Here is a 24,339-nt window from a genome sequence, read left to right as displayed (position 1 = left end):
ATAAATTGTTAGTTTATCAAAAAATTTAAGCTTTGGGGGAAATTTTGCGCGAATTTTTGATGATGCTATTAAAATATTTTTCGGCAAATCAGCCAAACCATGCCCAAAAGTGCTATAATCCTAGAGATTCATTTGGCTCTTATTTTTAAGTTTTTTAAGGAATGTTCATGTCAAACGCCACCATCTTACAAAACCTACCTACCGGCAAGAAAGTCGGTATCGCCTTCTCTGGCGGTCTTGATACCTCTGCCGCCCTACTATGGATGAAACAAAAAGGCGCAGAACCTTATGCCTACACCGCAAACCTAGGTCAGCCTGACGAAGACGACTATAACGCCATCCCTGCCAAAGCAGAGCAATACGGCGCAGTCAAGGCACGCCTTGTCGATTGCCGACTACAGCTCGCCCTAGAAGGTATCGCAGCCATTCAGTGCGGCGCATTCCACGTAACCACAGGTGGCATGCCTTACTTCAACACCACACCGCTGGGACGCGCTGTAACTGGTACGATGCTCGTCTCTGCCATGCGTGAAGATGACGTGAACATCTGGGGTGACGGCTCAACCTATAAAGGCAATGACATCGAGCGCTTCTATCGCTACGGTCTGCTGGCCAACCCTGAACTAAAAATCTACAAGCCTTGGCTAGACCAAACATTCATCGATGAGATGGGCGGTCGTGCTGAGATGAGTCAATTCCTCATCGACAATGGCTTTGACTATAAGATGAGCAAAGAAAAAGCCTACTCAACCGACTCTAACATGCTGGGTGCGACCCACGAAGCCAAAGACCTTGAGTTTCTTAATGTCAGTCACAAAATCGTAGATCCCATCATGGGCGTGGCGTACTGGGATGAAAATGTAAAGATTGATGCTGAAGAAGTTAGCATCACCTTTGAAGAAGGCACGCCTGTGGCAATCAATGGCGAGCGCATCGAAAGCCCAGTTGATCTTATCCTAAAAGCCAACGAGATCGGTGGCCGTCACGGTCTGGGCATGACCGATCAGATCGAGAACCGCATCATCGAAGCCAAATCTCGCGGCATCTATGAAGCCCCTGGCATGGCGCTATTGCACATCGCTTATGAGCGTCTGGTGACTGGCATCCATAACGAAGACACCATCGAGCAATACCGCATTAACGGTCTTCGTCTAGGCCGCCTACTGTACCAAGGTCGCTGGTTCGATTCTCAAGCCCTGATGCTAAGAGAGACCGCTCAGCGCTGGGTGGCGCGCGCCATCACAGGTACAGTCACGCTAGAGCTACGCCGTGGCAACGACTACAGCATCTTAAACACCAAATCAGAGAACCTAACTTACGAGCCAGAACGTCTGTCTATGGAGAAGGTTGAAGATGCTGCATTCACTCCGCTTGATCGCATCGGCCAGCTAACCATGCGCAACCTTGACATCGCTGACACTCGTCACAAGCTTGGCATCTACACCCAAAGCGGTCTTCTGGGCGTGGGCGGTGGCAATGCCGTACCACAGCTTGAGAATAAGTAAGCATTTATATTCACCAAAAGCACGCTCAAATGGGCGTGTTTTTCATGTGCTATCTTTGGATAAATGATGAATTCTATTGCCTTGCAAGGGTTTTTTTGTTTGGTTTGATTGTCGCAATCGGCGCTCAGAATGGCTTTGTATTAAAGCAAGGTTTATTGCGCCAGTATGTCTTTTGGGTGTGCTTGATTTGTTTGTTATGCGATTTTATTTTAATGAGCATGGCATGCTTGGTCTAGGAAGCCTGATTAGCCAAAGTCACATTGCCACGCTCATGCTGTCGCTCGGTGCTGCGTTCTTACTTTGGTATGGTTTTCGTGCCTTCAAATCCGCCCATCAAGGCACGAGCGCATTGGCATTAGACGATCAGCGTCAAACCCACGCACTGGGCAAGACCATTGCCACCACGCATGCTTGAACATTATTAACCCCGCACGTCTATCTCGATACCGTCGTTCTGGTAGGCAGCATTGCCAGCCCACTTAGCTTGGGCGACAAATACTACTTTCTCATCGGGGCAGTGCTGGCTTCAGCGACTTGGTTCTTTGGGCTTGGTTATGGCGCAAGACTGCTTACGCCATTATTCAAAAAGTTTGCCACTTGACGAGTGCTAGACACGTTTATCGGCATCGTCATGTGAGCGATTGCATTTTCGCTAGTGCGCCATGCGCTCACGTTAGCAACCTAAGCCGTGAAATCATTTTGGCAAATGCCCGTTTCATGCTAAAATAATCAAATCATACTTTAGCGAGCCAGATCATGACCACACTCACCCTGATTCAGCCAGACGATTGGCACATCCATCTGCGCGATGGTGACGCCCTGCGCACCACCGTTACACACGCCGCACAGAGCTTTAACCGCATCATCTGCATGCCAAACCTCGTCCCACCTGTCAAGACAACCGAGCAGGCGATCGCCTATCGTGGACGTATCTTGGACGCGCTGGCCAATGCTGACATCAGCGCCGAACGCAAGCAGAGCTTCGACCCCTGTATGGTGCTATATCTCACTGATCACACCACAGCTGATGAGATCGCTGCCGCTAAGGCTTCCGGTGTAGTACGCGCTGTTAAGCTCTACCCAGCAGGTGCCACCACCAATTCAGCTGATGGTGTTACCGACATTCTAGGGCGCGCAGAAGTCTTTGAAGCCATGCAAAAACATGGCATCCCACTGCTGGTACATGGCGAAGTCACGCACAGTGATGTGGATATTTTCGATCGTGAAAAGCGTTTTTTGGATGAGATTCTGTCGATTATTATCAAAAACTTCCCCGAGCTAAAAATTGTCATGGAGCACATCACAACCGCTGATGCGGCCGATTTTTGTTTGGCTCAGGGCAGTCACATCGGTGCGACCATTACACCGCAGCATCTGCTATTTAACCGTAATCATCTGCTGGTTGGTGGTGTCAAGCCGCACTATTACTGCCTACCTATCCTAAAACGTGCCGACCACCAAAAGCGTCTATTAGAAGTGGCAACCAGTGGCAACCCCAAATTCTTCTTGGGCACAGACTCAGCACCGCATGCCACTCACACCAAAGAGAATGCTTGTGGCTGTGCTGGCTGCTATTCTGCCGTACACGCCCTGCCGTTATATGCGACAGCCTTTGAAAGCGTTGGCGCGCTTGATAAGCTTGAGAATTTCTCTAGCGTCTTTGGTGCTCAGTTCTATGGCTTGCCTGTCAATACCAGCACCATCACGCTCATTAAGCAAGAACAAACCATCCCTAAAGCCTACGACTACCTAGACGGTAAGACCTTAACACCACTAATGGCAGGTCAGAGCCTAGCTTGGACACAGGTGTCGTGATGACATCGGATAAGCCTACCGCCCTAAAGGAGCGTTTTCGCGGTTTTATGCCTGTGGTCGTCGATGTCGAGACAGCAGGCTTTAATGCACAGACAGATGCCCTGCTTGAGATTGCCTGCATTCCCATTGTAATGGATGAACAAGGTCAGCTCATCCAAGGCGAGCCACTAAACGCCCACATCGAGCCGTTCATCGGAGCGAATCTTGAGCCTGCCGCACTCAAATTCACCGGCATCAATCCTGAGAGTCCCTTTCGAAAGGCGATCAGCGAGGATGAGAAAGTCGCCCTGCGCCGCATCTTTAAGGCGTTAAAAGAAGTGCGTAGACAATACGAATGCCGTCAATGCATTCTGGTCGGGCATAATGCGCATTTTGATCTGGGTTTTTTGAATGCTGCCATCGCGCGCACCAATTCAAAGAATCACTCGCCATTTCACGCCTTTAGCGTGCTCGACACGGCAAGTCTATCCGCCCTTGCTTATGGGCATACCGTGTTGGCGCGAACCTGTGTGATGGCGGGCATCGAATTTGACAACAATCATGCCCATTCTGCATTATACGACACCCAAAAAACTGCCGAGCTGTTTTGTAAGATTTTTAATGAATTGCCTATGCTGACCGCCATGCCAAGTGTTGATGCTGAAATAGAATCGGCAGAAACAAGCGAATCATAATATTAATAATACATCATGCCATTAATTTGGTATGATGTATTATTAAAAACGCAAAATAATTATGTTGTGTTTACAATCTAAAATCACCAAAACACAGATTTTATCTTTTAGTACACCCTTGGCTTAATTCAAAGTTTAGCCAATTCGATCAAATAATGTTTATATTCTCTTCCAACTCTAAACCACTTTCTTTAATAAGTGTGAGGTAAGCCATCAAGAATTTATATTTAGTCTCTGCAAGTTTTTGCTCTGCCTCTGTTACTCCCTGCCTAGCCTGTATTACCTCCAAATGGTTTCTTATGCCGTATATTTGTCCTGTTTCAGTTGATTTGAGTTGGAGTTGTCTGCTTTTAAGTACGCGTTCTTGTGCAAGAATTTGATGGTACATAGCATTACTTTCAGTATAAGCTTGGCGTATTGCCAGTTTAATTTGTCTCTCCATAGCAACTAATTGAGCATAGGTTGCCTCATATTGATTCATTGCTTCACTTATTTTACTATTTAGGTCTCCACCTGCGAACAAAGGAATATGAAACTGCAATTGTATTGTAGCATTTCTTTGTTTATCATCAACTTTGTAGTTATTGGGAGATGATACATCTTGATATTTAATCCGCCCTTTGAGTGTAGGTAAACGATTATTTTTAGCAGCTTTAACAGCCTCTTCTTGGCTGTTAACAGCATATTTTTGTGCTAAATACCTATGATTATTCTCCAAAGCAATCGATTGCCATTCATCTAGGCTATATTTTTTAATCTGCAAAAGATAATCATCAATTTGATCAAGGATAGAAATAGGCTCAATTTGTTTACTATCCAACCCTGTATAGTTATTAAGCTGATTTTCCAAAATTTGTCTTTTTGCAATTGCGGCAATCTCTTGTGCTACAGCATTGTCATAACCCGCTTGAGCTTCGTGTATATCTAGTGCTGTAGCAACACCTTTGTCAAATAATGCCTGAGCACGCTTGACCTGTTGTTCATAAGATATTTTTTCTGCTGTATAAGCAATGATTGTTTCATTACTAAGTAACAGATTAAAATAATTCTCTGCCACATTGTATAATAGTTGCTCTTTAGCATCACTATAATTCTTCTCAGCCGCCTTACTATTGTAGATACTTTGACGATATTTGGCAATCTCACTTCCATCAAATAAAGTTTGACTAACCTGTAAATCCCAACCATAATTTTCTTTAATAGGGGTTGAAGAATGAGGTTGATTCTGATAATTGATATTCCCTGAAAGATGTGGATAGAAAACTGATTTGGCCTGCCGTTGTTTTTCTTGAATAACATTTTTTTGATAAAACGCCTCCTGATAATCTGCAGAATTTTGTTGTGCAGCAACCCACGCTTCTTGCAAATTAAACGCATAAGTAGGAGAACTATTCATAAAAAAGAGTAAAGAAAGTGAATAAGGATAAATATACTTTTTCATTTTTATATTGCTCATGGTTTCTCTGTTTGATTTGGGAGCTTTTAACAATTCTTATTACAACACTCAGTTGATCAAATTAAATAAAAGCACAGGAAAAATTAACGCTCACGAAAACTTTCATCAACTTTTGTCTGCAATGGACTTAACATATAATCCAAAACACGGCGTTTACCCGTTTTAATTTCAGCAGTAACATTCATTCCTGGTGTTAAGTTGATTGTTGCTCCATCTATATTTAATGTGCTTTTATCAAGAGAAACAAGTGCAGTATATACCAGTCCTAAATGTTGGTGATCTACGGCATCATGGCTAATGCTTTTGATTTTGCCTGTTAAATAACCATAACGCGTATAAGGAAAACTCTCAACTTTGACAATAACATCCTGACCAACCTTTACAAAGCCGATATCTTTATTTAGCACCAATACCTCTACTTCCACTTGATTGTCATTAGGCACCACAACCATGATTTTTTGTGCTGCTTGTACAACTCCACCCAAAGTGTAAGTTGCTAATTCCTGTACAGTACCACTAACAGGCGATTTAATGCTTAGCAATTTCTGTCGCTGCTTAGCTTTATTAGCTTGACCAGTGTATTGATTAATTTGCTCATTGGTTTGACGCAAAGATTCTAATGTATCGCGTTTTAGATTTTGAGTATATAACATACGGTTTTGTTCAGCTTGCATGATTGCAGCTTGTATTTTTTGAATCTGACTACGCGTACTTTGTAAATCATTCTGATTGCTAAGTAATTTACTTTCTTGCTCCAGATAGGCATGCTCGGATATAAAGTTTTCTGCTTTGAGCTTTCGATAGTCATCAGTCTTTTGGCGTTCAATTGCACCAACCGCAACCAACTTTTGTTCTTGAGATCGGGCAGACTGTAATTCTGCCTGATGCCCCTTTAAGATTAATTTTAATTGTTCATCTTGTGCCAACCATGCTTGATATTGATTTTGGGCCAAAGTTTGGGCTTCATTAATTTCCGATTCTGAAATATTTAAAGACTTTGCATATGCTAAATCAATCTTAGGATTGATACGGTGATTCAATGCTGATAAAATTGCTTCAAGGCGTAGTTTGGATAATTGTGCTGCTCGCAGGGCTTTTTCGGACTGAGCGACATCACTATCTGAACCAACCGCCACCAAATCTACCAATACCTCTCCTTGTTGAATATTTTGACCATCACGCACATGCACAGCTTTAACTATGGCCGTTTCCAAAGATTGAATAGTTTTACTACGACTACCTGAAGAAATTTTTCCCGAAGCTGTGGCAACAATATCAATCTGCCCAACCCAGGACCATAGCAAAGCAAATAGGACGAATATCATGATTATTCTAGCTGTCCACTTAGAAGAGCTGGATACAGGTGTGTCAGTGAGTTCTAGATGTGCAGGAAGAAAAGCGAGTTCTTCTTTAGTACGCTTAGGAGGGGTTAGTTGGTCTCGCACTGCCCATGTATTTCGCCAAACGGTCACATAACGAATAAAAAAATCTTTAAGTGCTTGTATAAACATGAATTATTTTCCTTGAATGTTTAATAATAGCATTAATAGAACAAACTTATCCATTCTGCAAATCATATAAATAACGATAGTAACCATCTTCTTTTTGCAACAACTCTTGATGTGTACCCTGCTCCACAATCTTCCCTTTGTCCATCGCAATAATGCGATGTGCCATTTTTACAGTAGATAGGCGATGTGCAATAATTAAGACTGTTCTATCTTGACAAATTGCCTGCATATTTTGCATGATGGCTCTTTCCGACTCATAGTCTAATGCACTAGTAGCTTCATCAAAAATCAAAATACGCGGATTTGTAATTAAAGCACGCGCAATAGCGATACGCTGGCGTTGTCCACCTGACAAGCCTGCACCTTGCTCTCCAACAATCGTATCATAACCCTCAGGCAATTCCATAATAAAGTCATGTGCCCCAGACATCTTGGCAGCCTGGATAATCAACTCTAATGACACGCCCGTATCAGTCAAGGCAATGTTATCTCGAATACTACGATTAAGTAACACATTTTCCTGCAAAACAACACCCACTTGGCGGCGCAGCCAAGCGGGATCAGCTAATGCCAAGTCGTTTCCATCAACCAATATTCGCCCATTTTCTGGTACATATAAACGCTGTACTAATTTTGTCAATGTTGATTTACCTGAACCAGAGCGTCCTACGATACCTAGTATCTCTCCAGCGTTAATCTGTAAATTTAAATTCTGTAATATTAAATGCCCATCTATTTTGTAGCGAAAATCAATATTTTCAAATGTAATATAACCCTTAATATCAGGCAAAGTTAAGCGAGATGTAGAATGCTCAGTTGGAGTATTTAAAATATCACCCAATCTCGCCACTGAAATACCTACTTGCTGAAAATCTTGCCATAGCTGTGCCAGGCGAATAACAGGGGCGGCCACCTGACCTGCCAGCATATTAAATGCTATTAATTGACCTACCGATAGCTTGCCTTCAATTACCAATTTTGCACCAATCCATAGAGTTGCCACAACAACCAGCTTTTGAATGAGTTGCACTCCTTGCTGCCCAACCATTGCCAACTTAGCAACCCGAAAACTAGAAACCACATAAGCTGCTAATTGATTATCCCAGCGACGGGTCATTTGAGGTTCAACCGCCATTGCTTTTACCGTACCAACCGCAGTAATACTTTCCACCAAAAAAGATTGATTATCTGCATTGCGTGCAAATTGATCATTTAGTCGAGTGCGTAAAATTGGGCTAATAAAGGCAGACCAAAACGCATATATTGGTAATGATGCCAAAACTACCAGTGTTAAAGTAGGGCTGTAATACCACATTACAAACAAGAATATAAAAGAAAACACCAAATCTAAAACTGAAGTAAGAGCTTGACCAGTTAAGAAATTGCGGATATGTTCCAGCTCCCGTATGCGTGCAACCGTATCACCCACCCTTCTGCTTTCAAAATAAGCAAGTGGTAAAGCGAGTAGATGACGAAATAATCGTGCTCCTAGTTCTACATCAATACGAGAGGTTGTATGAGCAAAAATATAAGTGCGTAGACCACTTAAAATGACTTCAAATAAACTTACTACCAATAAGGCAATCGCTACCACATCCAGAGTAGAAAAACCACGATGCACCAATACCTTATCCATCACAACCTGAAAAAACAATGGCGTAATCAGAGCAAAAATCTGTAGCACCACTGAAATAATAATAACTTCAAAAAAAATATAACGATATTTGATTACCGCAGGAATAAACCAAGTAAAATCAAATTTAGCCAATGAACCCAATATTGACGCACGGGAAGTTACTAGCATTAACTTACCAGAATATCTTTCAGAAAACTCACTTGCATCTAATATCATAGGACGATTTTCGATCAAATCATAGATGAGATATTTTGCAGCAGATCCCACCCCATCAATTTTAGTTAGTATAAAATGAGAGTTTAAATTTTGATCTAAATCGGGCTTATTATCACACCACACCAAAGCAGGAAGTGTTATCATTGACAATCGAGCTAAAGGCTGTTTTATAATCTTTACCTTTAATTCCAATTTCTTTGCTGCCAACATCCATTCAATTTCATTCAGGTCTCCTTTTGCATTATCAGAAAACTGATGCATAATGTCTGCTGGACTTGCAGAAATACCATAGTATTTGGCAAGGATAACCAGAGCAGATAGAGCAGGTTGTTGAGCATAATCTATCATAACTAAATTACTATTAAGGGTTTGTAAATTAAGTCTAATTAAAGAAGTATCACCACCCATATCACTAGTTTCATAATCTATAACCAATGATATGGGTGGTGATATCGTCTAGTAAATTAAATCACTAAACACTTGGAGCTAAAATACCGTGAACCGGTTGTGTAGTTGGTTGCAGGGTATTGGAGCTCACAGGATTCTCTGTACCAAATAACGCCATTGAGCCAATTAGCTTATTTAAACTGCTTGCAATGTCCGATACAGATATCTCTTGACTCTTATTTTTGTTTGCAAGCTCTTGCAATTGTTGAGATGTGATTTTCTCACCAACTTGTTTGTTTTCCAAAAGGCTATCAATTTGCTCAGAGGTAATATAAGTACCATCTTTACCAATAAGGTGCTCAATTTTGTTATCAGTTTTATGACCATGGTAATTCACTAGCTTGGATGCAATGTACCAATTTGATACATTAATACTACCAGAATTGTCATTTAGCTTGATCAATATACCTTCTTGAGTACGCTCAATAGTTAACTCTGATAAATTAGCATCTGCGAATGCCAATTTATCATTACCTTTAGAATCGTACAGTGTATCATTCCCACCCCCTTTTCGAACAATGTATACATCATCGCCAGTACCGCCATTTAATACATCATCGCCAGTACCGCCATCAAGTAGATCATTTCCATCATCACCTAAAAGTCGATCTGCACCTTTGCCACCAAATAAACGGTCATCGCCAGCACCGCCATCAAGTAGATCATCTCCATCTCCACCGTGGAAGATATCAGTGAATTTGGAGCCGTTGAAGTTATCATTAAATTGAGAGCCAATTATTTCTTCTACGGATTTTAATTGATCAGTAGACTTATACCCATATCCAACTTGTCTCAATTCATAATCACGATACTCAAGGGTCTCTGTGCGTTTACCTACCGCAGTATCTTGGCGTTTCACAACTTCATGATAAATATCACCTTTAGCCACTGTACGATTAACGATATAGCTGCCCATTTCAGTTGCATGTGTGCCGTCTACGATAATATTACCCAAGCCACCATCTTTGCTATATAAAACACGATCGTGTCCGGCTCCGCCGTCCACATTCATTTTACCTTGCCCAGCAAAGATATCATCGTTACCAGCACCAGCATTTACAATCAGCTCAATTTCCTCTACAGTTTCCTGCTCATTAATACGCTGAATAACTTTAGAGAAGTCTAATTTAGAGCTTGCATCACCATCAGTGATCTGCCAATTTTTAACACGCTCAAATTTCAATTTATTGATATAAGAATATTTACCATTACTTATGCGTTCGCGAGATTCATTACCTGCACTTAATAATGGTGAAGTAAAGTGTAATGCTTGAGTTTTCTTGCTATCTGAATTACTGATGTCTACAATTCCAGTCTTGGCATCTAATGTAATATTAACACCGGCCTCCACTTTTTTACCATCTTCAAAAGCATCTACATAAGCTTTTCCGCTCTCAACTTTCTCTCCCAACTTGGTAATACCTGCCAACTCACCGATATTATTATCCCAGCGTTGTTGTGTAATGGCAATAACACGCTCAGCTTCCAACTCTTTATTTAGCTCAGACAAAAATTGTAAGTTATTAGCCAAATAAGCAGCATAACGAGAGTCATAACCTTTGTCAAAATAGTTCTGACCACCATTTTGCTTTTCCCACTCTAGAATTCTACCTTGCAAACGATTCGCAACACTTTCAAACATTGCTTGCTTAGATGCCTCTAGAATACCAGAGATTAATCCCGTTACTCCAGCGACCAATAGGGCAATAGGTGCACCAACAGCAGATCCTACAGCAGCGGCAGAAACACCCGCAGAAACTGCACCTAATGCCGTATTAATTGTAGTTAACGAAGCTTCAATAGTGCCTACACCACGCTGATATTCAGCCAGTAGATGGTCTCCATCATAGCCGAATTTTTGGAATTGTTGTGCAAATTCATCAAGAGCATTGGCATGGTTAAATTTATCCACCGCATTCACAAATGCCAAAGGACTAATTGCCAACATAATTGAAGAGGTGATTAAAGCAGCAACTGCGCCGGTAGTTGATAGACCAGCAGCAACGCGTTGTGCTAAAACATATGAAGAAATTGCTTTTGTTACATTACCAACAACTTGATTGCTTAACTCAAAACCTGCAGCCACTTTTTTACCAGTTGATGCATCTTTATCCGCCAAAACAAAACCTGAAGAAATACCTGATAACAAACCAGTAATCACTTCCAAACCAACACTGGTTTTAGAGAAATTTAAGTTTTGCAACTTATTTCCTAAGCCAGAGAAACCCTTAGCCTGCGATATAGTGGAGCCTAGCTTTGCCAGCTGTGCAGAAAACACCTCAACTGTTTGAACGCTACTAGATAGGTTGCCAACCACTTCATTGATCAATTCAATACTGGCTTTCGCTAAATCAGTAGGTGCAGCATCGCCTTGCTTGATCAAAGAATCAAGTTCCATGCCCGCTAAAGCAGTACCCAAGAAAGAACTGAGGGTTGCCAACACACTACTTGCATCTCCTAATTGATGATCAATATTCTTTGCGCTTTTCAGCCCTTGTGCCAACTTATTGGCAGAATGTTTTTTTAAGAGTTCATCTAGTTTTTTTGCAGAGATAGCAACACCGGTTTGCGTAAGAGAGAGTAGCTGATTTGCCGTATCAATAGATTTTTTTGCTGTTTCAGTGTGATTAGGCTCTTCTGCCAAACGAGCAATTCCCAACTCATCGGCAGCTTTGATGAAGTTATTTAAGCTCCCTTCCTTTTGCGGATCATAGTCCTTAGGAATGGCCAAATAAAGACTTTTTAGTCCAGACTTAGTGGAGCTTAAACCGGCTTGAATATTAGTTTTAATTACATTTATTTTAGACATGGCTATTTACCCTAATTATTTTAAAAAGGTTTGAATTAATTATCTTTAGATATAATAAAATTATTCTGAGTTGATAGTTTGCTCATCAGATCTTCGTGGTATTGCGCAAACATTTTTGAGGCCAACTTTGGATCAACAGATTTTCCATGGAATTCAGTTATCTTACCATGCGAAGAATTTTCTTCCACACGGATAGCTCTAAACAATTCATCTGCAAACAACTCTCTCATGTGTTTTGTCAGTCTCAGACTATCACCAAATGGGGTAATCCAGTCAATAAACCAGTTTCGATTACCCGACTGCCAATCTTCCAACTTAAGAGAGGTAACATCGTTAATATATTTAACCTCATTTTCCAAACTAAGCTTAGCCCAACTACAATATGCTACAGGCATATTATCTCTTCTTAGCAGTACATACTGCTTCGTTTCAATTGCTGGAATAACATTTGTTGTTAAGAGAGAAAGCGTCCAATTCTTATGCAAATTAGAATTAGCCCACAGCCAAGTAATCGCTCCAAGTTCTGTAAAATTATCATTCATGAGTATTCAACTCTCTAAGTTTTTTAAATTAAGTAACTCAAATAGATTTATACATTAACTTCAGCTCAACACAATTTGATACCCCCAAACCAAAGAATCATAATACCAATTTAATTCAAAATATCATTTAACATCACTTTGGTACAGAACGAGCAACCTATCAGCATATGTTTACCCACGCCAAGGAGTCTATACCAAGCGATGGAAAGCCAAAATAATCCCAAAAAAACTTATAACAGCCTTAAACTACCGCCAAAAATACCAAGATTCATTCATCCAAGCTAGGACTTTGGGATTAACGAAAGTGCGGCATACAAAACCATCCTATAGATACAAAGCATACCGAATAAGCATAAAAGATTTTGCACACCTCATCAAAAGTCATTATGGACAGACACTAATATTGACACCGTGCTAATTGATGCAACCAAAACATCCTTTAGACAGCTTAAAATAGTAAGGCGAAAAGAGTCATCAAACCATAAAGATTCAAATGGTCACATTTGAGTGCATTCTGACTATCAAGACATTCAAGAATATAATACCGAAAGCCAGTTACTAAAGAAAAACATCAGTCTACTCAATAAGGCAGATAAAAAAGCCAATCATAAATTATCTGTCAAACATATTTTAATGAGCATTTACTGATTAAATTAAACGCTTTTAAAAATTGTCTTGCCGCAATCGTAGAGAGCAATTTAAAAGGAAATCTAATTTTTGAGATTTACTTTTAAATTGAGTTAAAAAAGTATTTAATAGAATTATTTATAAAGCAAAACAATAAAATTTAAAACTATTTAATCTTTTGGTCAATTATAATATAGCAATAACAAAACATCAACCAACTCAGTATAATCATACTACAAATTTTCACATAGAATTAAGAAGGTTGATCAACATAGGACTCCGAAGAAGTCAAACCAGAAAGCGTATTTTTCAGATTGGGCAGAATCCAAAAAGAGCTCTAACTAATAACAAAAGTTCGTGCACATTTTTAGACACCCCCTTTCATCACAAAATCGTCGCTTTTGATGGCATTGTGTGATAACATAACCTTAATATGTGATTACAATATTTGACTAGGGTTTAGTATTTCTACCAGTCTTTAGACATCCAAAAAACAGATTGCTAAAACTTATCATAACACCCATCAAAGAGGAAATATTATGCCATCATTTGACATCGTATCAGAATTAAACGTTCAGGAAGTGCGTAACGCCATTGGCAACACCGACAAAGAGATCGCCACGCGCTTTGACTTTAAAGGCAGTGACATCACCGTCGAGCTGAACGAAAAAGCCAGAACTGTAACCATCACCTGCGATAACGAGCTTCAATCAGACAACGTTTACGCCATCTTCGAAAAGCAGCTCATCAAGCGCGGCGTCGATTTACAAGTCCTCGACCCACAAGATAAAGCCCAATCAGGCAAAACCGTCAAGCAAGTCATCAATCTAAAAGACGGACTAGACTCAGACACCGCCAAAAAGATCAGCAAAGCCATCAAAGAAAGCGATTTAAAAGTATCAGCCAGCATTCAAGGCGACAAGATTCGCGTCAATGACAAAAAGCGCGACAATCTACAAGCTTGCATGGCATTTCTAAAAGAAAAATCATTTGGCGTGCCACTGCAATTCAACAACTTCAAAGATTGATTTTTTAAAATAATTTTTTTATATAAATCAAATATTTACAAATTATTTTAAATTTTTGAAAAATAATCGCTTGACGGATAAAAATAATTTGCTATAATAGCGCCACTTTTGAGAAACACGGTGAAAGCGTTCAAAAGTTGGTAAAGCGATTTGAATAAAATCAGTTTTACAGTCCTTGTGCTCCATTCGTCTAGAGGCCTAGGACACCGCCCTTTCACGGCGGTAACAGGGGTTCGAATCCCCTATGGAGTGCCAATATTCTAAAAACAGCCCTTAATTTTAAGGGCTGTTTTTTATTATTTATTTATTAACAATGAAAATAAAAGAGCAGGCATGAACGCCCGCTCTTTTATTTATACAGTTAAGCTTACTGACGCACCAGACGCTTAACCTCGCCCACATCACGATGATAGACGCGCACAGGGTTAATGTCGATGCCACCACGACGAGTGTAATTGGCAAGCACTCTCAAGAACACAGGGCGATAATGAATCATACAGTCGGCAAATATCCGCTCGACGCACTGTTCATGAAAGCCGTTATGCTGTCTAAATGACAAAATGTATTTTAAGAACTCACCAAAATCTAATTCATATTCGGTGGTAATCTCAATCTGCAACGCCCCCCAGTCAGGCTGATTGGTCACTGGGCAGTTCGACCGCAGTAGATTAGAGTAGAATTTATACTGAGTTAGCGCGCTCCTCTTGGCATTTTTCAAGAATGTATTATCAATATCATCCAGCAGCGGAATTTCTTTTTTGGTGTTATCTAAAACGTCATCAATACAGATGCCCACCGGCGCATGAATATCTAGCCCATCATCGTTTAGACCAATGATTTCCACGCCCACATTCGCTCCCGCACAAGCAGATAAATCTTTTTGTAAAGTGGTTTTTAATTCATCAATACTGCTAAATTTAGTAAAGTTTAAGCTATTTAGATATAGCTTTAAGGATTTGGATTCTACGATATTTGGCGAATTGGCAGGAATGGTAAAACGAGCCATTGCCACTTGTGAAATGCCAATCGGATTTAGCCATGACAATTCAAAGGCTTGCCAAATATCCACGCCATTTTTTAATTCATGATGGTAATTATTAAAATCAAATCCCACGTCTTTTAAAATCTCATCTCGTCCGATTTGCCGAGATATGGGATATAAAATGGTAGGGTCATAGGTTTTTGAATAAGTGGTGCTTTCGCCTAGTACGCCGTGAATGCTCATTTATGTTTGCCTTTTATTTGATTTTATTGGGCAAATTGCAATTCACCCCTACAAATTTAAATTTAATATTAAATTAAGAAAGCCGAATTCTTTTACCGTCTTTTAATATTTTATATGCCACGCCATAAAACACCGCACAAAATATCAAAATCGCCAATAACGAATAACCGACATTGACATCAGAATGCCCCAATATGCCATAACGAAAGGCATTGACCATATAAACAATGGGGTTAAGTAGAGATAAATTTTGCCAAAATGGCGATAGGTTTTCTAACGAATAAAATACCCCGCCCAAATAAGTCAAAGGCGTTAAAATAAAACTTGGCACAATAGAAATATCATCAAACGAGCGGCCAAATACCCCATTGATAAAACCGCCCAATGAAAATAATACGGACGTGCCAATGATGGTAATCAGCATGATTGGCAAATTACTAATGCTTAATTGAGTAAAAAATAACGCCACAATGCTGACAATCAAGGCAATGGCAAGCCCACGAAATACGCCACCACCCACATAACCCAATAATATGGCGTGCTTGGATATGGGCGACACCAGCATTTCATCAATACTGCCATGAAATTTGGTGCTAAAAAATGATGATGCGACATTAGAATAACTGTTGGTAATGACTGACATCATGATAAGACCCGGCACGATAAACTGCATATAGCTGACCCCGCCCATTTCTCCGACACGAGAGCCAATCATTTGTCCGAATATCACAAAATACAGCGTCATGGTAATGACAGGCGGTAATAAGGTTTGGGGCCAAATACGAACAATGCGTTTGATTTCTTTAAATAATAGGGTGTTAAAGGCGGTCAATTGATTATTCATGATTTTCCCCATTATTTAATTTATTCTCGTCTTTCATTTTGCCTTTATGAAAATGGCTATCTACCACACCCATAAATAATTCTTCTAGGCGATTGGCTTTATTTCTCATGCTGACAATTTGGATATTTAGGTGATTTAATTGCGTAAATACGTTATTTAAATGTTGGGTTTTATTAAGCGTGATTTCTAAAGTTTTATTATCCACCAAAGTGATATGGCTAATGTTATTTAGAGTTGGGGTATTTTTTAATTCATCTTTTAAATCAAAAACAAAAGTTTCTAATGATAACTGCGTAAGCAATGATTTCATCTCGGTGTTAATTAAAATTTCGCCATGATTTAATATGGCGATGTATTTACACAACTGCTCGGCTTCTTCTAAATAATGGGTTGTCAAAATAATACTTGTGCCTTCATCTTTATTAATACGCTCCATAAAATCCCACATAGAACGGCGTAATTCAATATCCACCCCTGCGGTCGGCTCGTCTAATATCAAAAGTCTAGGGCGATGCATTAAAGCACGGGCAATCATCAAACGGCGTTTCATACCGCCAGAGAGCGAACGAGCCTTTGTATCTTTCTTATCCCAAAGCCCCAATTCTTTTAATAAAAATTCGGCTCTTGGCAAGGCGTCTTTCTTTTTTATGCCATAATAGCCCGCTTGCGTGATAAGAATGTCCAAGCATTTCTCAAATTGGTTAAAATTAAATTCTTGGGGAACAATGCCCAAATAAGACTTAGCAAGGCTTGGATTTTTGTGCAAATCCACACCAAAAATCTCCACCGTGCCGTCTGTTTGGGGAAATAATGAGCTGATGATGCCAATCATCGTGGATTTGCCCGCTCCATTTGCCCCAAGCAAGGCAAAAAATTCACCCTGCGGCACGGTCAAATCCACGCCTTTTAGGGCGGCAGTGCCATTGGGATAGGTTTTCTTTAGATTGCGGACTTTTAGGGCAGGCATTTCATTCATTGTCATTTTAAATTTTCTTTGCGTTTAAAAAGCTATTAATAAGGTTAATCGCGTTATTTTTAAAGACCAACGATGAACAACATCAATAAAATAAAACACAAAAACACCAAACAGCCCAAATATTGAATTTAAGCCATTCGATGTTTATGGGTATTGACGAATGATGTTAGCTAGACTGCTCGATCATGTAATCAACAGCGTTCTTAACTTCGTCATCAGAGATGTCAGCACCACCACGCGCTGGCATAGCACCAAAGCCATTGATGGCGTGATCGTATAGAGTCGCTTTACCTTTACCGATACGAGAACCCCAATCGCCAGCATTACCAACTTTTGGCGCACCTACGAGACCAGCATCGTGACAGGTAGCACAGATTGCCTTATAGAGCTGATCACCAGGGCGAGCCTCACCTTCTACAGCAGGTGCTAGAACGGTGATGTTGATGTCACATTCTTCACCATCAAAGCAAACCTTACCATAAGGGGCGATACGCGAGATTAGTTTAGGGTGTAGTGCGATTAGTTTTTTGACATGGTCGCTGTCTTCTGGGATGGCTTCGCCAGCAGGTGCAGCCTCTGCAGCAGCTTCTGTAGCAGGTTGATTCGTTTCAGCGGCAGCTTCTGCGGCTGCAGGCGTGGTAGCTTCTTGAGCTTGGGTCGCCATGGTAAAAATCGCCAACGTAGCGGCGGCAGATAACATTACAATTTTTTTCATTGTCATCATCTCGTCTTAGCCTTGAGCAATATGCACTCTGGGTATGTTGGGTAGTTTGGCAAATTCGCGAACACACCCCAACGAATTAAAATTTTCTCCCTGCTATTATAAGGGAAAAGCAGAGTAAAATGCCACGATTTTTATGTAATATCTCAATAAATCGGTAAAATTTTGGTAATATTTTTAAAAATAAGCTACTTTTTGAGTGAGCGGGTGGTATTTTTAACAAAAACTTGGTAGAATTTGCGCTTGAAAAATCCAAATACATCCAAAATTTTGCACCTATAGCTCAGTTGGATAGAGTGTCAGCCTCCGAAGCTGAAGGTCGTGGGTTCGATTCCCGCTAGGTGCGCCACATAACATTCCTACAGGGTTCAAATCAGTATTTGAACCCTTTTATTTTAAAGGGTTTTATTGGTTTTATTGTCCTATACCGTCCGTATAAAACCGTTTAAATCCACGAAAAAAACTGGTATATTTACTGGTATAAAATTTAATACAGGAAATATACCAGTATGAGCCTTACAGATACCGCCATTAAAAAACTAAAACCGTCCGAAAAATGCAAACCGAACCGACCAGATAAACATGCTGACGCTGGTGGGCTTTGGCTGTATGTGAGAAATACAGGCAATAAAGTATTTATGGCGGTTTATCGCTACATGGGCAAGCAACATGAAATCACTTTGGGCAAATATCCAGCCATGAGCCTAAGCCATGCACGAAGTGAAAATATAAAAATCAGAGAATTACTAGAACAAGGCAAGAACCCAAAAGACATCATCAAAGCTGAAAAAGCCAAAAAGGATAATCAGACTTCTTTTGATTTTTTCGCCCAAAAATGGCTACATCATCAAAAAAATAATGTTAGTATCAAAACCTATGAACGAGATTTAAGCATTTATAACAATCATATCAAAAGAGCGTTTGGCACAAAGGGCATTCACGCTGTTAATCTGACCGACATTTTAACACTGACAGAAAACCTAACCAATCAAGGGGCTACATATACCGCAAGGCGTATCATCGGACAACTCAACAGCATTTATAGCTTTGTTGTACTCAAACAATTAACGCCAAACCTATATAACCCCATTCCAAGAAACATCAGACGCACCATCACACACAAAGAAATCAAATACGCACGAATTAAAATACAAGAATTACCCAAACTCATGCTAGACATCGACACCGCCAACATTGAACCCATGACCCGTTACGGCTTTTATCTGCTGGCTTATACTTTTGTACGAACTGGCGAACTGCTAGGCATGACATGGCAAGAAATCGACCTAAATGCCAAAGTTTGGCGAATACCAGCCCACCGCATGAAAAACGGCTTACCCCACATCGTCCCACTTGCCCCGCAAGTGATAGAGATACTACAGAAAATTAAATCTTTTGGCTTTGATAGTGATTATGTGCTGTATAGCAACCGAAGCAAGACAGGCGCAATGAGTGAAAACGCCTTTACAACCGCATTAAAACGCATGGGCTATCAAGGCAAAATGACTGGACACGGCTTTCGTGGATTGGCAAGTACCAGCCTTTATGAAATGCAGTACAACCCCAAAGCCATTGAATTACAGCTAGCCCATATCAGCAGAGATAAAACCGAACGGGCGTACAATGACGCTGAAATGCTACCCAGACGCATTCAAATGATGAACGACTGGGCAAATATCGTTGATGAAGTCCGACAAAGCGACTTCAAAACCTACCAAAACCGCCTTACTGCTGATACCAGCACCGACCAGCTTACTCTATTTTTAGAACGCTTGAATAAAGAAAAAGCCAGCCATGCACCAAACACACAACCGCTGGAAATCCAAGCCATGCAATAAAAACCGCCACGCCTGCACGCCCAAAAATGATTAAAAATATAAATCAAAAGGGAATATTTATTTTAAAGAATATATGTAATGTTATAATATAACAAAAAAGTGCAAAAATTTGTGCCAGTACCAGCTAATTCAAACAAAAAACCACCCAAAAAAATATATAAAAAATAAAAATAATATTTTTTATATATATTTATCCTTTTGCCGTTTGCCGTCTTTGATTTTTTTATGTACCGTTGGTTTTTGGTTTTTCCGTTCGTGCTTATTCGGTGTTTTTGCCAGCTTTGGCGGTGTTGTTTTTTATGGGCTTGCCACGCCTGCAATTTTTTTATATGTTATGTTATATCTTTTCATTTTTTAGCCATTCCAGCCATTCCAGCCATTCCAGCCATTCCAGCCATTCCGACAACAGGCGTGAGTGTGAGCCGTGTAACCAATCTTGCCCAAAGCTGACCCCTTTTTTACGTTAATTGGCGTTTGTCATGGTTCGGTGCTAGGGCTTGCGTGCTTGTTTTTATTATTAACATAACCACACCTTTTGAATGATGAATTTAAAAACACACCCCTAAAAGTCTGCTAAGTTTGCTAAGTTATTCAAAAAAAGCCTTGTAAGCCTTACGCCATAAGGGTTAAAAACTTTCCACCCATTTGCTAAGTTTTGCTAAGTTATTATAAATTCTACCCCAAACACCATAAAAACCAGCATAACCACGACTACACCAAACACATTCAACCCCTTTATCTATAAGGCTTTGCGGTGTTTTATTATCAGAATTGAATAACTTAGCAGGGGTGGGAATAACTTAGCAGATATATGAATAACTTAGCAGGGCTGGTAGTGGTTATCATCTTTGAATTTTCGGATTTTTTAAAGGTGATGAGTGTGTTATGTTGATGATATCAACATATCTATGCTATCATGTACACAATACAGACACACAAGGGGATAAACCCATGCAAGCAACCGAACGCATAAATTTACGCACCACCGCCCACGCCAAAGCCATCATAGAAAAAGCAAGCCAACAATTAGGCGTAAGTATGAGCTATTTTATTTTGGATTGTGCTTATCAAAAGGCAAGCCAAACCATCAAAGATAATTCCCAAATTGCCCTAAATAGCGATGATTGGCAAAGAGCCATTGACCGCCTAGACGAACCAGCCAGCCCCACGCCTGCCATGCAAGCATTATTTGACAGGGGTTTTGTCAATGTTGATAGCTAAACTTGCCAAAGAACATGACAAAAGCGGTTTTGATTGTGAGAATGAAGCCTTAAACCGTTTTATCAGACAGCAGGCGAGCCAGCTATTAAAACGCCATGAAACAGTAATTTATGGGGCGGTTGATGGCGAACGCCTTGCAGGGTTTTATACTTTGTCAGCGTGCCAGATTATGCAATCAGACGATACAGAGTTATTAAAACGCCAAAGCCCGCACAGTCCCATAGGGTGCGTACTGTTAGGACGGCTGGCGGTGGATAAAGCGTACAAGGGGCGTAGATTGGGTGCTGACCTATTGCTACACGCCATGCAGACGGCTAAAAAACTATCACAGATGATGGGGCTTGCTTATGTGATTGTGGACGCTAAAGACGACACCGCCAAAGCCTTTTATGAGCGTTTTGGGTTCGTGGAGCTAAGCCAGCACCCTTTGCGGTTATGCTATGCGATTAAAGATATTCCGAATTTTTAATAAACCCTTTTGCAGGCTAGGAGTAGCTACCGAACGGCGGTTATTTTTCATACCTTAGACCGCCCCGCCTGCACTCTTTTTTTGGTTAAGGTATGGTAAGGTATGAGATGGGATTGCTAGATGTGGTATTAAACCCCTTAAAGGATTATGTCAGCTTATCCGACTTGCTGTTATTGATTGGCGAAAATACACAAAACCCCTTGTATGATATTTGCCTTTATTTGCAGTCGGTAAAATTTGGCGAAGCAGTAACCCCCTACAAAATCAATCAAGATTTTGCATTGTACGAGTGCAAAGACTTTATCAAAAACATGGACGGCTTGAATGCTGTTTCAAGTATTATTGATGACATTGCCAATCATCTGAAACAAGATGAAAGTGATAGAAAATTGGTTGTTCAAAGTTTGATGGGACTAAATGAGATTTGTGGTTGGCAAGAACACATTAAACGCTACTTTTATCAGGAATGGCAAAAAGAATACTATTTCAAGCGACAAGATTTATTGGCATTTAAACCACTTGCAAAATGCCTAGAGCTGAATTTTGCCATGCAGGAGGAGTACAGGGAAATCGCACGGCTAAGAAGGCAATTACAGCAGGTGTTAGATGGGCGTTATTTATCCAGCCTTATATCGCAAAATGACCGCCTAAGAAAAGAAAACGAGACGCTACAAGCCAAACTACAACCCAACATCAAAAAATATGGCACGCTTAGCGAACAACTAGAACAACAAACCCAAACCGAGACCATCAGCGAACTACAAAACCGTATAGCAGAGCTTGAAAGCCAGCTTGCTAGTCAGTCAGAGAATGGCACGCCTGCTAGTGAGCCATATTTTGATAAAGATGATATTTATACTTATCCACCTGAATTAGATATGGCGGTTCGGATATGGCACGAGATTTACCGAACTGATAATATGCCAAAGCATTTTACAAATCATAGTGAGAAATTTACGCAGGCGTGTAGAAATTTAAGGTTCAATTTTACCGAAAGTGCAATAAAAAACCGCCTGCAAAAGGTAACCACACCCCAAAGCCAAAAAAACAAAACCAAAAATAAAAATAGCTTAAATTAAATAAAATCAATCACTTATCAAAGGGTAACCCTTCAAGGGTAACCCTTTTTTTCTATGTTACCCTTTGCGGTTACCCATACCCCACCCCCTAAAATACACCCATGCACCGCCTAGTAGTGCTACAGCCCAAATCGGACAACTAAAAAAAGGCGTATTTTATGACCCCAAAAACCCAATCTCCCAAACCCACCCCCTGCGACACCTTCCCGCGTCAAGGCATTAGCAGAATTAAAGCCGTGTGCATGATGACAGGATTATCCAAATCCACGATTTATAACTGGGTAAAGGCTGGCAAATTCCCAGCACCCATTAAGTTATCCCCCACAATGACCGCATGGCGTAACAGCGATGTTTTAGATTGGATTAACAGCCTAGAAACGGTTGATGACTATCCAGCCATTTCACAGACCACCAGCACCAAACAATAACCAGCACCCATCATAGGAGCGAAACCATGCTACCCATTTCCCATAATCAAAAAAGCCATCAAGCCATACAGGTACTACAAGCCATGCTAGACGGCGTGGAAGTACATATCAAGTACGCCATTAACACGATGAACATAGCCAGCTTGTCAGCCCGAATTGCGGAGCTAAAAAAGATGGGTTTTGTCATTGATTGGCGTTGGCAAAATAGCCCAAACTCACGCTATAAAGTCTATTTCATCAAAGATAAGACCACCGCCAAACAGCGTTATCAAGAAATCCTAGACGGAACGGCAAGCATTTATCAAGTCGTCGCACAAGCACAGCAAACCAAACCAGAAACCACCAACAAACCCAAAACCAAACGCCGAAACAACGGCAAACCACAAGGAAAATAAGCCATGACACAATCTAACAAATTTACCCTAAAGCAAGCCCACGCAATACTGAAGCTATTACCCAACCATGACAGCACTTATAAAAACTATGATAAATTGCAGTCGTTTTATCATGATAGCTTTCGTGGGCAATATCCCGAACTTAGAGAAAAAGGCGAAAGATTACTATCAAGCCTTGTCGTCTTTTTGAATGAGCTGTATCGCACCACCGAGCTAATCAGCTACAAAATTCGCCACGCTGAAGAGAGCGGTAAAACACGCATTTCGCTAACAGATGCTGAATATTCAAGAGTTTTGCACATTAAAGATTGGCATTTAGGCAATATTCAAGGCGTGGTTAATCCGTCAATACTACTAGGTGGTTTGCTACCAGCATTAACACAAGATGAATTTGATGCCATTTGGGAAGTAATCCGATAAACCAAAATCAACTTGCAGGCGTGAGCCGTGCGACCGAACCGCCACCCCTGCAATCTTAATCAATAGGAACGGCAATGACCCAATACGAAAAAGACAAGCTTAGATATTTCATCAAACGAGCTTATGACAAGCTGGACGAACACACCGCCCACGCTGATTACTTCAAGGCATACGCCCACGCTGTTTTACGAGCGGATACGCTACAAGAGAGTTTGGAGCAACTGCAAGCAAACAAAACGCCCCTAATGAATTAGGAGCGAATTTAAGAGAAAAGCAAATAAGAGACACAGATTTTAAACGCATCAGAGATTATAACATGAAAGAAATTTCATTAAAACAAGAATTGATTAAAAATATTTCACTTGCCAAAAATGCAGGCGTGAAATATGATGAGCCTCTCTCTCAAAATTACAAAGCCGTTACGCCAAACGGTTTAAATTGGCTTTTTTTACGCCCA

At 40.6% G+C, this 24,339-nt stretch carries 21 protein-coding genes, 2 tRNA genes and 1 pseudogene; 15 read left to right on the top strand and 9 right to left on the bottom strand.

Features of this window, described 5'->3' with window-relative positions:
- Positions 1-167: 167 nt before the first annotated feature.
- The 4 genes and pseudogenes from argG to rnt all read left to right on the top strand — a co-directional run bounded on the left by argG (position 168) and on the right by rnt (position 3,994).
- Positions 168-1,505, top strand: a complete 1,338-nt coding sequence (argG, locus tag MBO_RS05170) for an argininosuccinate synthase (protein WP_036365025.1) — start codon at positions 168-170, stop codon at positions 1,503-1,505.
- A gap of 44 nt (positions 1,506-1,549) precedes the next feature.
- Positions 1,550-2,103: pseudogene (locus MBO_RS05165) on the top strand (LysE/ArgO family amino acid transporter); the annotation flags it as partial.
- Positions 2,104-2,258: 155 nt separating this feature from the next.
- Entirely contained in the window at positions 2,259-3,320 is a 1,062-nt protein-coding gene (gene pyrC, locus MBO_RS05160) for a dihydroorotase (RefSeq protein ID WP_080702198.1), read from the top strand.
- On the top strand, positions 3,320-3,994 hold the full coding sequence (gene rnt, locus MBO_RS05155) for a ribonuclease T (protein ID WP_052585319.1): 675 nt from the start codon (positions 3,320-3,322) through the stop codon (positions 3,992-3,994). Before pyrC ends, rnt begins: the two co-directional genes overlap by 1 nt.
- Before the next feature lie 148 nt (positions 3,995-4,142).
- On the opposite strand, the gene MBO_RS05150 is transcribed toward rnt, so the two are convergent.
- From MBO_RS05150 to MBO_RS05130, 5 genes are all read right to left on the bottom strand, one after another.
- Entirely contained in the window at positions 4,143-5,450 is a 1,308-nt protein-coding gene (locus MBO_RS05150) for a TolC family protein (protein WP_187648941.1), read from the bottom strand.
- A gap of 83 nt (positions 5,451-5,533) precedes the next feature.
- Positions 5,534-6,961 carry an HlyD family type I secretion periplasmic adaptor subunit gene (locus MBO_RS05145; protein WP_036365018.1) on the bottom strand — a complete coding sequence of 476 codons (1,428 nt, stop codon included), beginning with the start codon at positions 6,959-6,961 and terminating at the stop codon, positions 5,534-5,536.
- Between the two features lie 46 nt (positions 6,962-7,007).
- Positions 7,008-9,221, bottom strand: coding sequence for a type I secretion system permease/ATPase (locus MBO_RS05140; RefSeq protein WP_080702197.1), 2,214 nt, complete (start codon positions 9,219-9,221; stop codon positions 7,008-7,010).
- 64 nt (positions 9,222-9,285) lie between these two features.
- The gene (locus MBO_RS05135; RefSeq protein WP_036365015.1) at positions 9,286-12,069 is read right to left on the bottom strand and encodes an RTX family hemolysin; all 2,784 of its coding nucleotides are present in this window, start codon (positions 12,067-12,069) and stop codon (positions 9,286-9,288) included.
- A gap of 35 nt (positions 12,070-12,104) precedes the next feature.
- Positions 12,105-12,611 carry a toxin-activating lysine-acyltransferase gene (locus MBO_RS05130; RefSeq protein WP_019520343.1) on the bottom strand — a complete coding sequence of 169 codons (507 nt, stop codon included), beginning with the start codon at positions 12,609-12,611 and terminating at the stop codon, positions 12,105-12,107.
- A 1,166-nt stretch (positions 12,612-13,777) separates the two neighbouring features.
- Between MBO_RS05130 and MBO_RS05125 the strand changes: the two genes are divergently transcribed.
- Entirely contained in the window at positions 13,778-14,266 is a 489-nt protein-coding gene (locus tag MBO_RS05125) for a YajQ family cyclic di-GMP-binding protein (protein WP_036365001.1), read from the top strand.
- Positions 14,267-14,445: 179 nt separating this feature from the next.
- Positions 14,446-14,521 (top strand) — tRNA-Glu (locus tag MBO_RS05120).
- A 112-nt stretch (positions 14,522-14,633) separates the two neighbouring features.
- Here the strand turns inward: MBO_RS05120 and queF are convergent.
- From queF to MBO_RS05100, 4 genes are all read right to left on the bottom strand, one after another.
- A complete protein-coding gene (gene queF, locus MBO_RS05115; RefSeq protein WP_036364998.1) occupies positions 14,634-15,491 on the bottom strand; it encodes an NADPH-dependent 7-cyano-7-deazaguanine reductase QueF in 858 nt (285 codons plus the stop codon).
- Between the two features lie 73 nt (positions 15,492-15,564).
- Positions 15,565-16,335, bottom strand: a complete 771-nt coding sequence (locus MBO_RS05110; RefSeq protein WP_036364994.1) for an ABC transporter permease — start codon at positions 16,333-16,335, stop codon at positions 15,565-15,567.
- Entirely contained in the window at positions 16,328-17,311 is a 984-nt protein-coding gene (locus tag MBO_RS05105; protein ID WP_187648942.1) for an ABC transporter ATP-binding protein, read from the bottom strand. The genes MBO_RS05110 and MBO_RS05105 overlap by 8 nt, the downstream gene beginning before the upstream one ends.
- Before the next feature lie 166 nt (positions 17,312-17,477).
- Positions 17,478-18,035: a c-type cytochrome gene (locus MBO_RS05100; protein WP_036364987.1), complete on the bottom strand. Its 558-nt coding sequence runs from the start codon at positions 18,033-18,035 to the stop codon at positions 17,478-17,480.
- A 269-nt stretch (positions 18,036-18,304) separates the two neighbouring features.
- Between MBO_RS05100 and MBO_RS05095 the strand changes: the two genes are divergently transcribed.
- The 9 genes from MBO_RS05095 (at position 18,305) to MBO_RS05055 (ending at position 24,136) form a co-directional block, all read left to right on the top strand.
- Positions 18,305-18,381 (top strand) — tRNA-Arg (locus MBO_RS05095).
- A gap of 160 nt (positions 18,382-18,541) precedes the next feature.
- Positions 18,542-19,870, top strand: coding sequence for a tyrosine-type recombinase/integrase (locus MBO_RS05090; protein WP_052585318.1), 1,329 nt, complete (start codon positions 18,542-18,544; stop codon positions 19,868-19,870).
- A 951-nt stretch (positions 19,871-20,821) separates the two neighbouring features.
- Positions 20,822-21,091: a type II toxin-antitoxin system TacA family antitoxin gene (locus MBO_RS05085; RefSeq protein WP_036364985.1), complete on the top strand. Its 270-nt coding sequence runs from the start codon at positions 20,822-20,824 to the stop codon at positions 21,089-21,091.
- On the top strand, positions 21,078-21,560 hold the full coding sequence (locus MBO_RS05080) for a GNAT family N-acetyltransferase (protein WP_036364981.1): 483 nt from the start codon (positions 21,078-21,080) through the stop codon (positions 21,558-21,560). The genes MBO_RS05085 and MBO_RS05080 overlap by 14 nt, the downstream gene beginning before the upstream one ends.
- A gap of 107 nt (positions 21,561-21,667) precedes the next feature.
- A complete protein-coding gene (locus MBO_RS05075) occupies positions 21,668-22,639 on the top strand; it encodes a hypothetical protein (RefSeq protein ID WP_036364979.1) in 972 nt (323 codons plus the stop codon).
- A gap of 158 nt (positions 22,640-22,797) precedes the next feature.
- Positions 22,798-23,067: a helix-turn-helix transcriptional regulator gene (locus MBO_RS05070; RefSeq protein ID WP_036364978.1), complete on the top strand. Its 270-nt coding sequence runs from the start codon at positions 22,798-22,800 to the stop codon at positions 23,065-23,067.
- 26 nt (positions 23,068-23,093) lie between these two features.
- Positions 23,094-23,462 (top strand): helix-turn-helix domain-containing protein, encoded by a 369-nt coding sequence (locus MBO_RS05065; RefSeq protein ID WP_036364977.1) that lies wholly within the window; start codon positions 23,094-23,096, stop codon positions 23,460-23,462.
- Positions 23,463-23,465: 3 nt separating this feature from the next.
- Positions 23,466-23,882 carry a hypothetical protein gene (locus MBO_RS05060; RefSeq protein WP_036364606.1) on the top strand — a complete coding sequence of 139 codons (417 nt, stop codon included), beginning with the start codon at positions 23,466-23,468 and terminating at the stop codon, positions 23,880-23,882.
- A gap of 74 nt (positions 23,883-23,956) precedes the next feature.
- On the top strand, positions 23,957-24,136 hold the full coding sequence (locus MBO_RS05055) for a hypothetical protein (protein ID WP_036364604.1): 180 nt from the start codon (positions 23,957-23,959) through the stop codon (positions 24,134-24,136).
- Positions 24,137-24,339: the final 203 nt, after the last annotated feature.

It is taken from the genome of Moraxella bovoculi 237 (assembly GCF_000696305.2).
GTDB lineage: Bacteria > Pseudomonadota > Gammaproteobacteria > Pseudomonadales > Moraxellaceae > Moraxella > Moraxella bovoculi.
This window is presented reverse-complemented; position numbering and strand designations above follow the sequence as displayed.

What these genes read in the sequence shown, in the direction of transcription:
- argG (WP_036365025.1), top strand. Translation starts at nt 168, where the DNA reads ATGTCAAACGCCACCATCTTACAAAACCTACCTACCGGCAAGAAAGTC.
- rnt (WP_052585319.1), top strand. Translation starts at nt 3,320, where the DNA reads ATGACATCGGATAAGCCTACCGCCCTAAAGGAGCGTTTTCGCGGTTTT.
- MBO_RS05150 (WP_187648941.1), bottom strand. Translation starts at nt 5,450, where the DNA reads ATGAGCAATATAAAAATGAAAAAGTATATTTATCCTTATTCACTTTCT.
- MBO_RS05145 (WP_036365018.1), bottom strand. Translation starts at nt 6,961, where the DNA reads ATGTTTATACAAGCACTTAAAGATTTTTTTATTCGTTATGTGACCGTT.
- MBO_RS05140 (WP_080702197.1), bottom strand. Translation starts at nt 9,221, where the DNA reads ATGGGTGGTGATACTTCTTTAATTAGACTTAATTTACAAACCCTTAAT.
- MBO_RS05135 (WP_036365015.1), bottom strand. Translation starts at nt 12,069, where the DNA reads ATGTCTAAAATAAATGTAATTAAAACTAATATTCAAGCCGGTTTAAGC.
- MBO_RS05130 (WP_019520343.1), bottom strand. Translation starts at nt 12,611, where the DNA reads ATGAATGATAATTTTACAGAACTTGGAGCGATTACTTGGCTGTGGGCT.
- MBO_RS05125 (WP_036365001.1), top strand. Translation starts at nt 13,778, where the DNA reads ATGCCATCATTTGACATCGTATCAGAATTAAACGTTCAGGAAGTGCGT.
- queF (WP_036364998.1), bottom strand. Translation starts at nt 15,491, where the DNA reads ATGAGCATTCACGGCGTACTAGGCGAAAGCACCACTTATTCAAAAACC.
- MBO_RS05110 (WP_036364994.1), bottom strand. Translation starts at nt 16,335, where the DNA reads ATGAATAATCAATTGACCGCCTTTAACACCCTATTATTTAAAGAAATC.
- MBO_RS05105 (WP_187648942.1), bottom strand. Translation starts at nt 17,311, where the DNA reads ATGAATGAAATGCCTGCCCTAAAAGTCCGCAATCTAAAGAAAACCTAT.
- MBO_RS05100 (WP_036364987.1), bottom strand. Translation starts at nt 18,035, where the DNA reads ATGATGACAATGAAAAAAATTGTAATGTTATCTGCCGCCGCTACGTTG.
- MBO_RS05090 (WP_052585318.1), top strand. Translation starts at nt 18,542, where the DNA reads ATGAGCCTTACAGATACCGCCATTAAAAAACTAAAACCGTCCGAAAAA.
- MBO_RS05085 (WP_036364985.1), top strand. Translation starts at nt 20,822, where the DNA reads ATGCAAGCAACCGAACGCATAAATTTACGCACCACCGCCCACGCCAAA.
- MBO_RS05080 (WP_036364981.1), top strand. Translation starts at nt 21,078, where the DNA reads ATGTTGATAGCTAAACTTGCCAAAGAACATGACAAAAGCGGTTTTGAT.
- MBO_RS05075 (WP_036364979.1), top strand. Translation starts at nt 21,668, where the DNA reads ATGGGATTGCTAGATGTGGTATTAAACCCCTTAAAGGATTATGTCAGC.
- MBO_RS05070 (WP_036364978.1), top strand. Translation starts at nt 22,798, where the DNA reads ATGACCCCAAAAACCCAATCTCCCAAACCCACCCCCTGCGACACCTTC.
- MBO_RS05065 (WP_036364977.1), top strand. Translation starts at nt 23,094, where the DNA reads ATGCTACCCATTTCCCATAATCAAAAAAGCCATCAAGCCATACAGGTA.
- MBO_RS05060 (WP_036364606.1), top strand. Translation starts at nt 23,466, where the DNA reads ATGACACAATCTAACAAATTTACCCTAAAGCAAGCCCACGCAATACTG.
- MBO_RS05055 (WP_036364604.1), top strand. Translation starts at nt 23,957, where the DNA reads ATGACCCAATACGAAAAAGACAAGCTTAGATATTTCATCAAACGAGCT.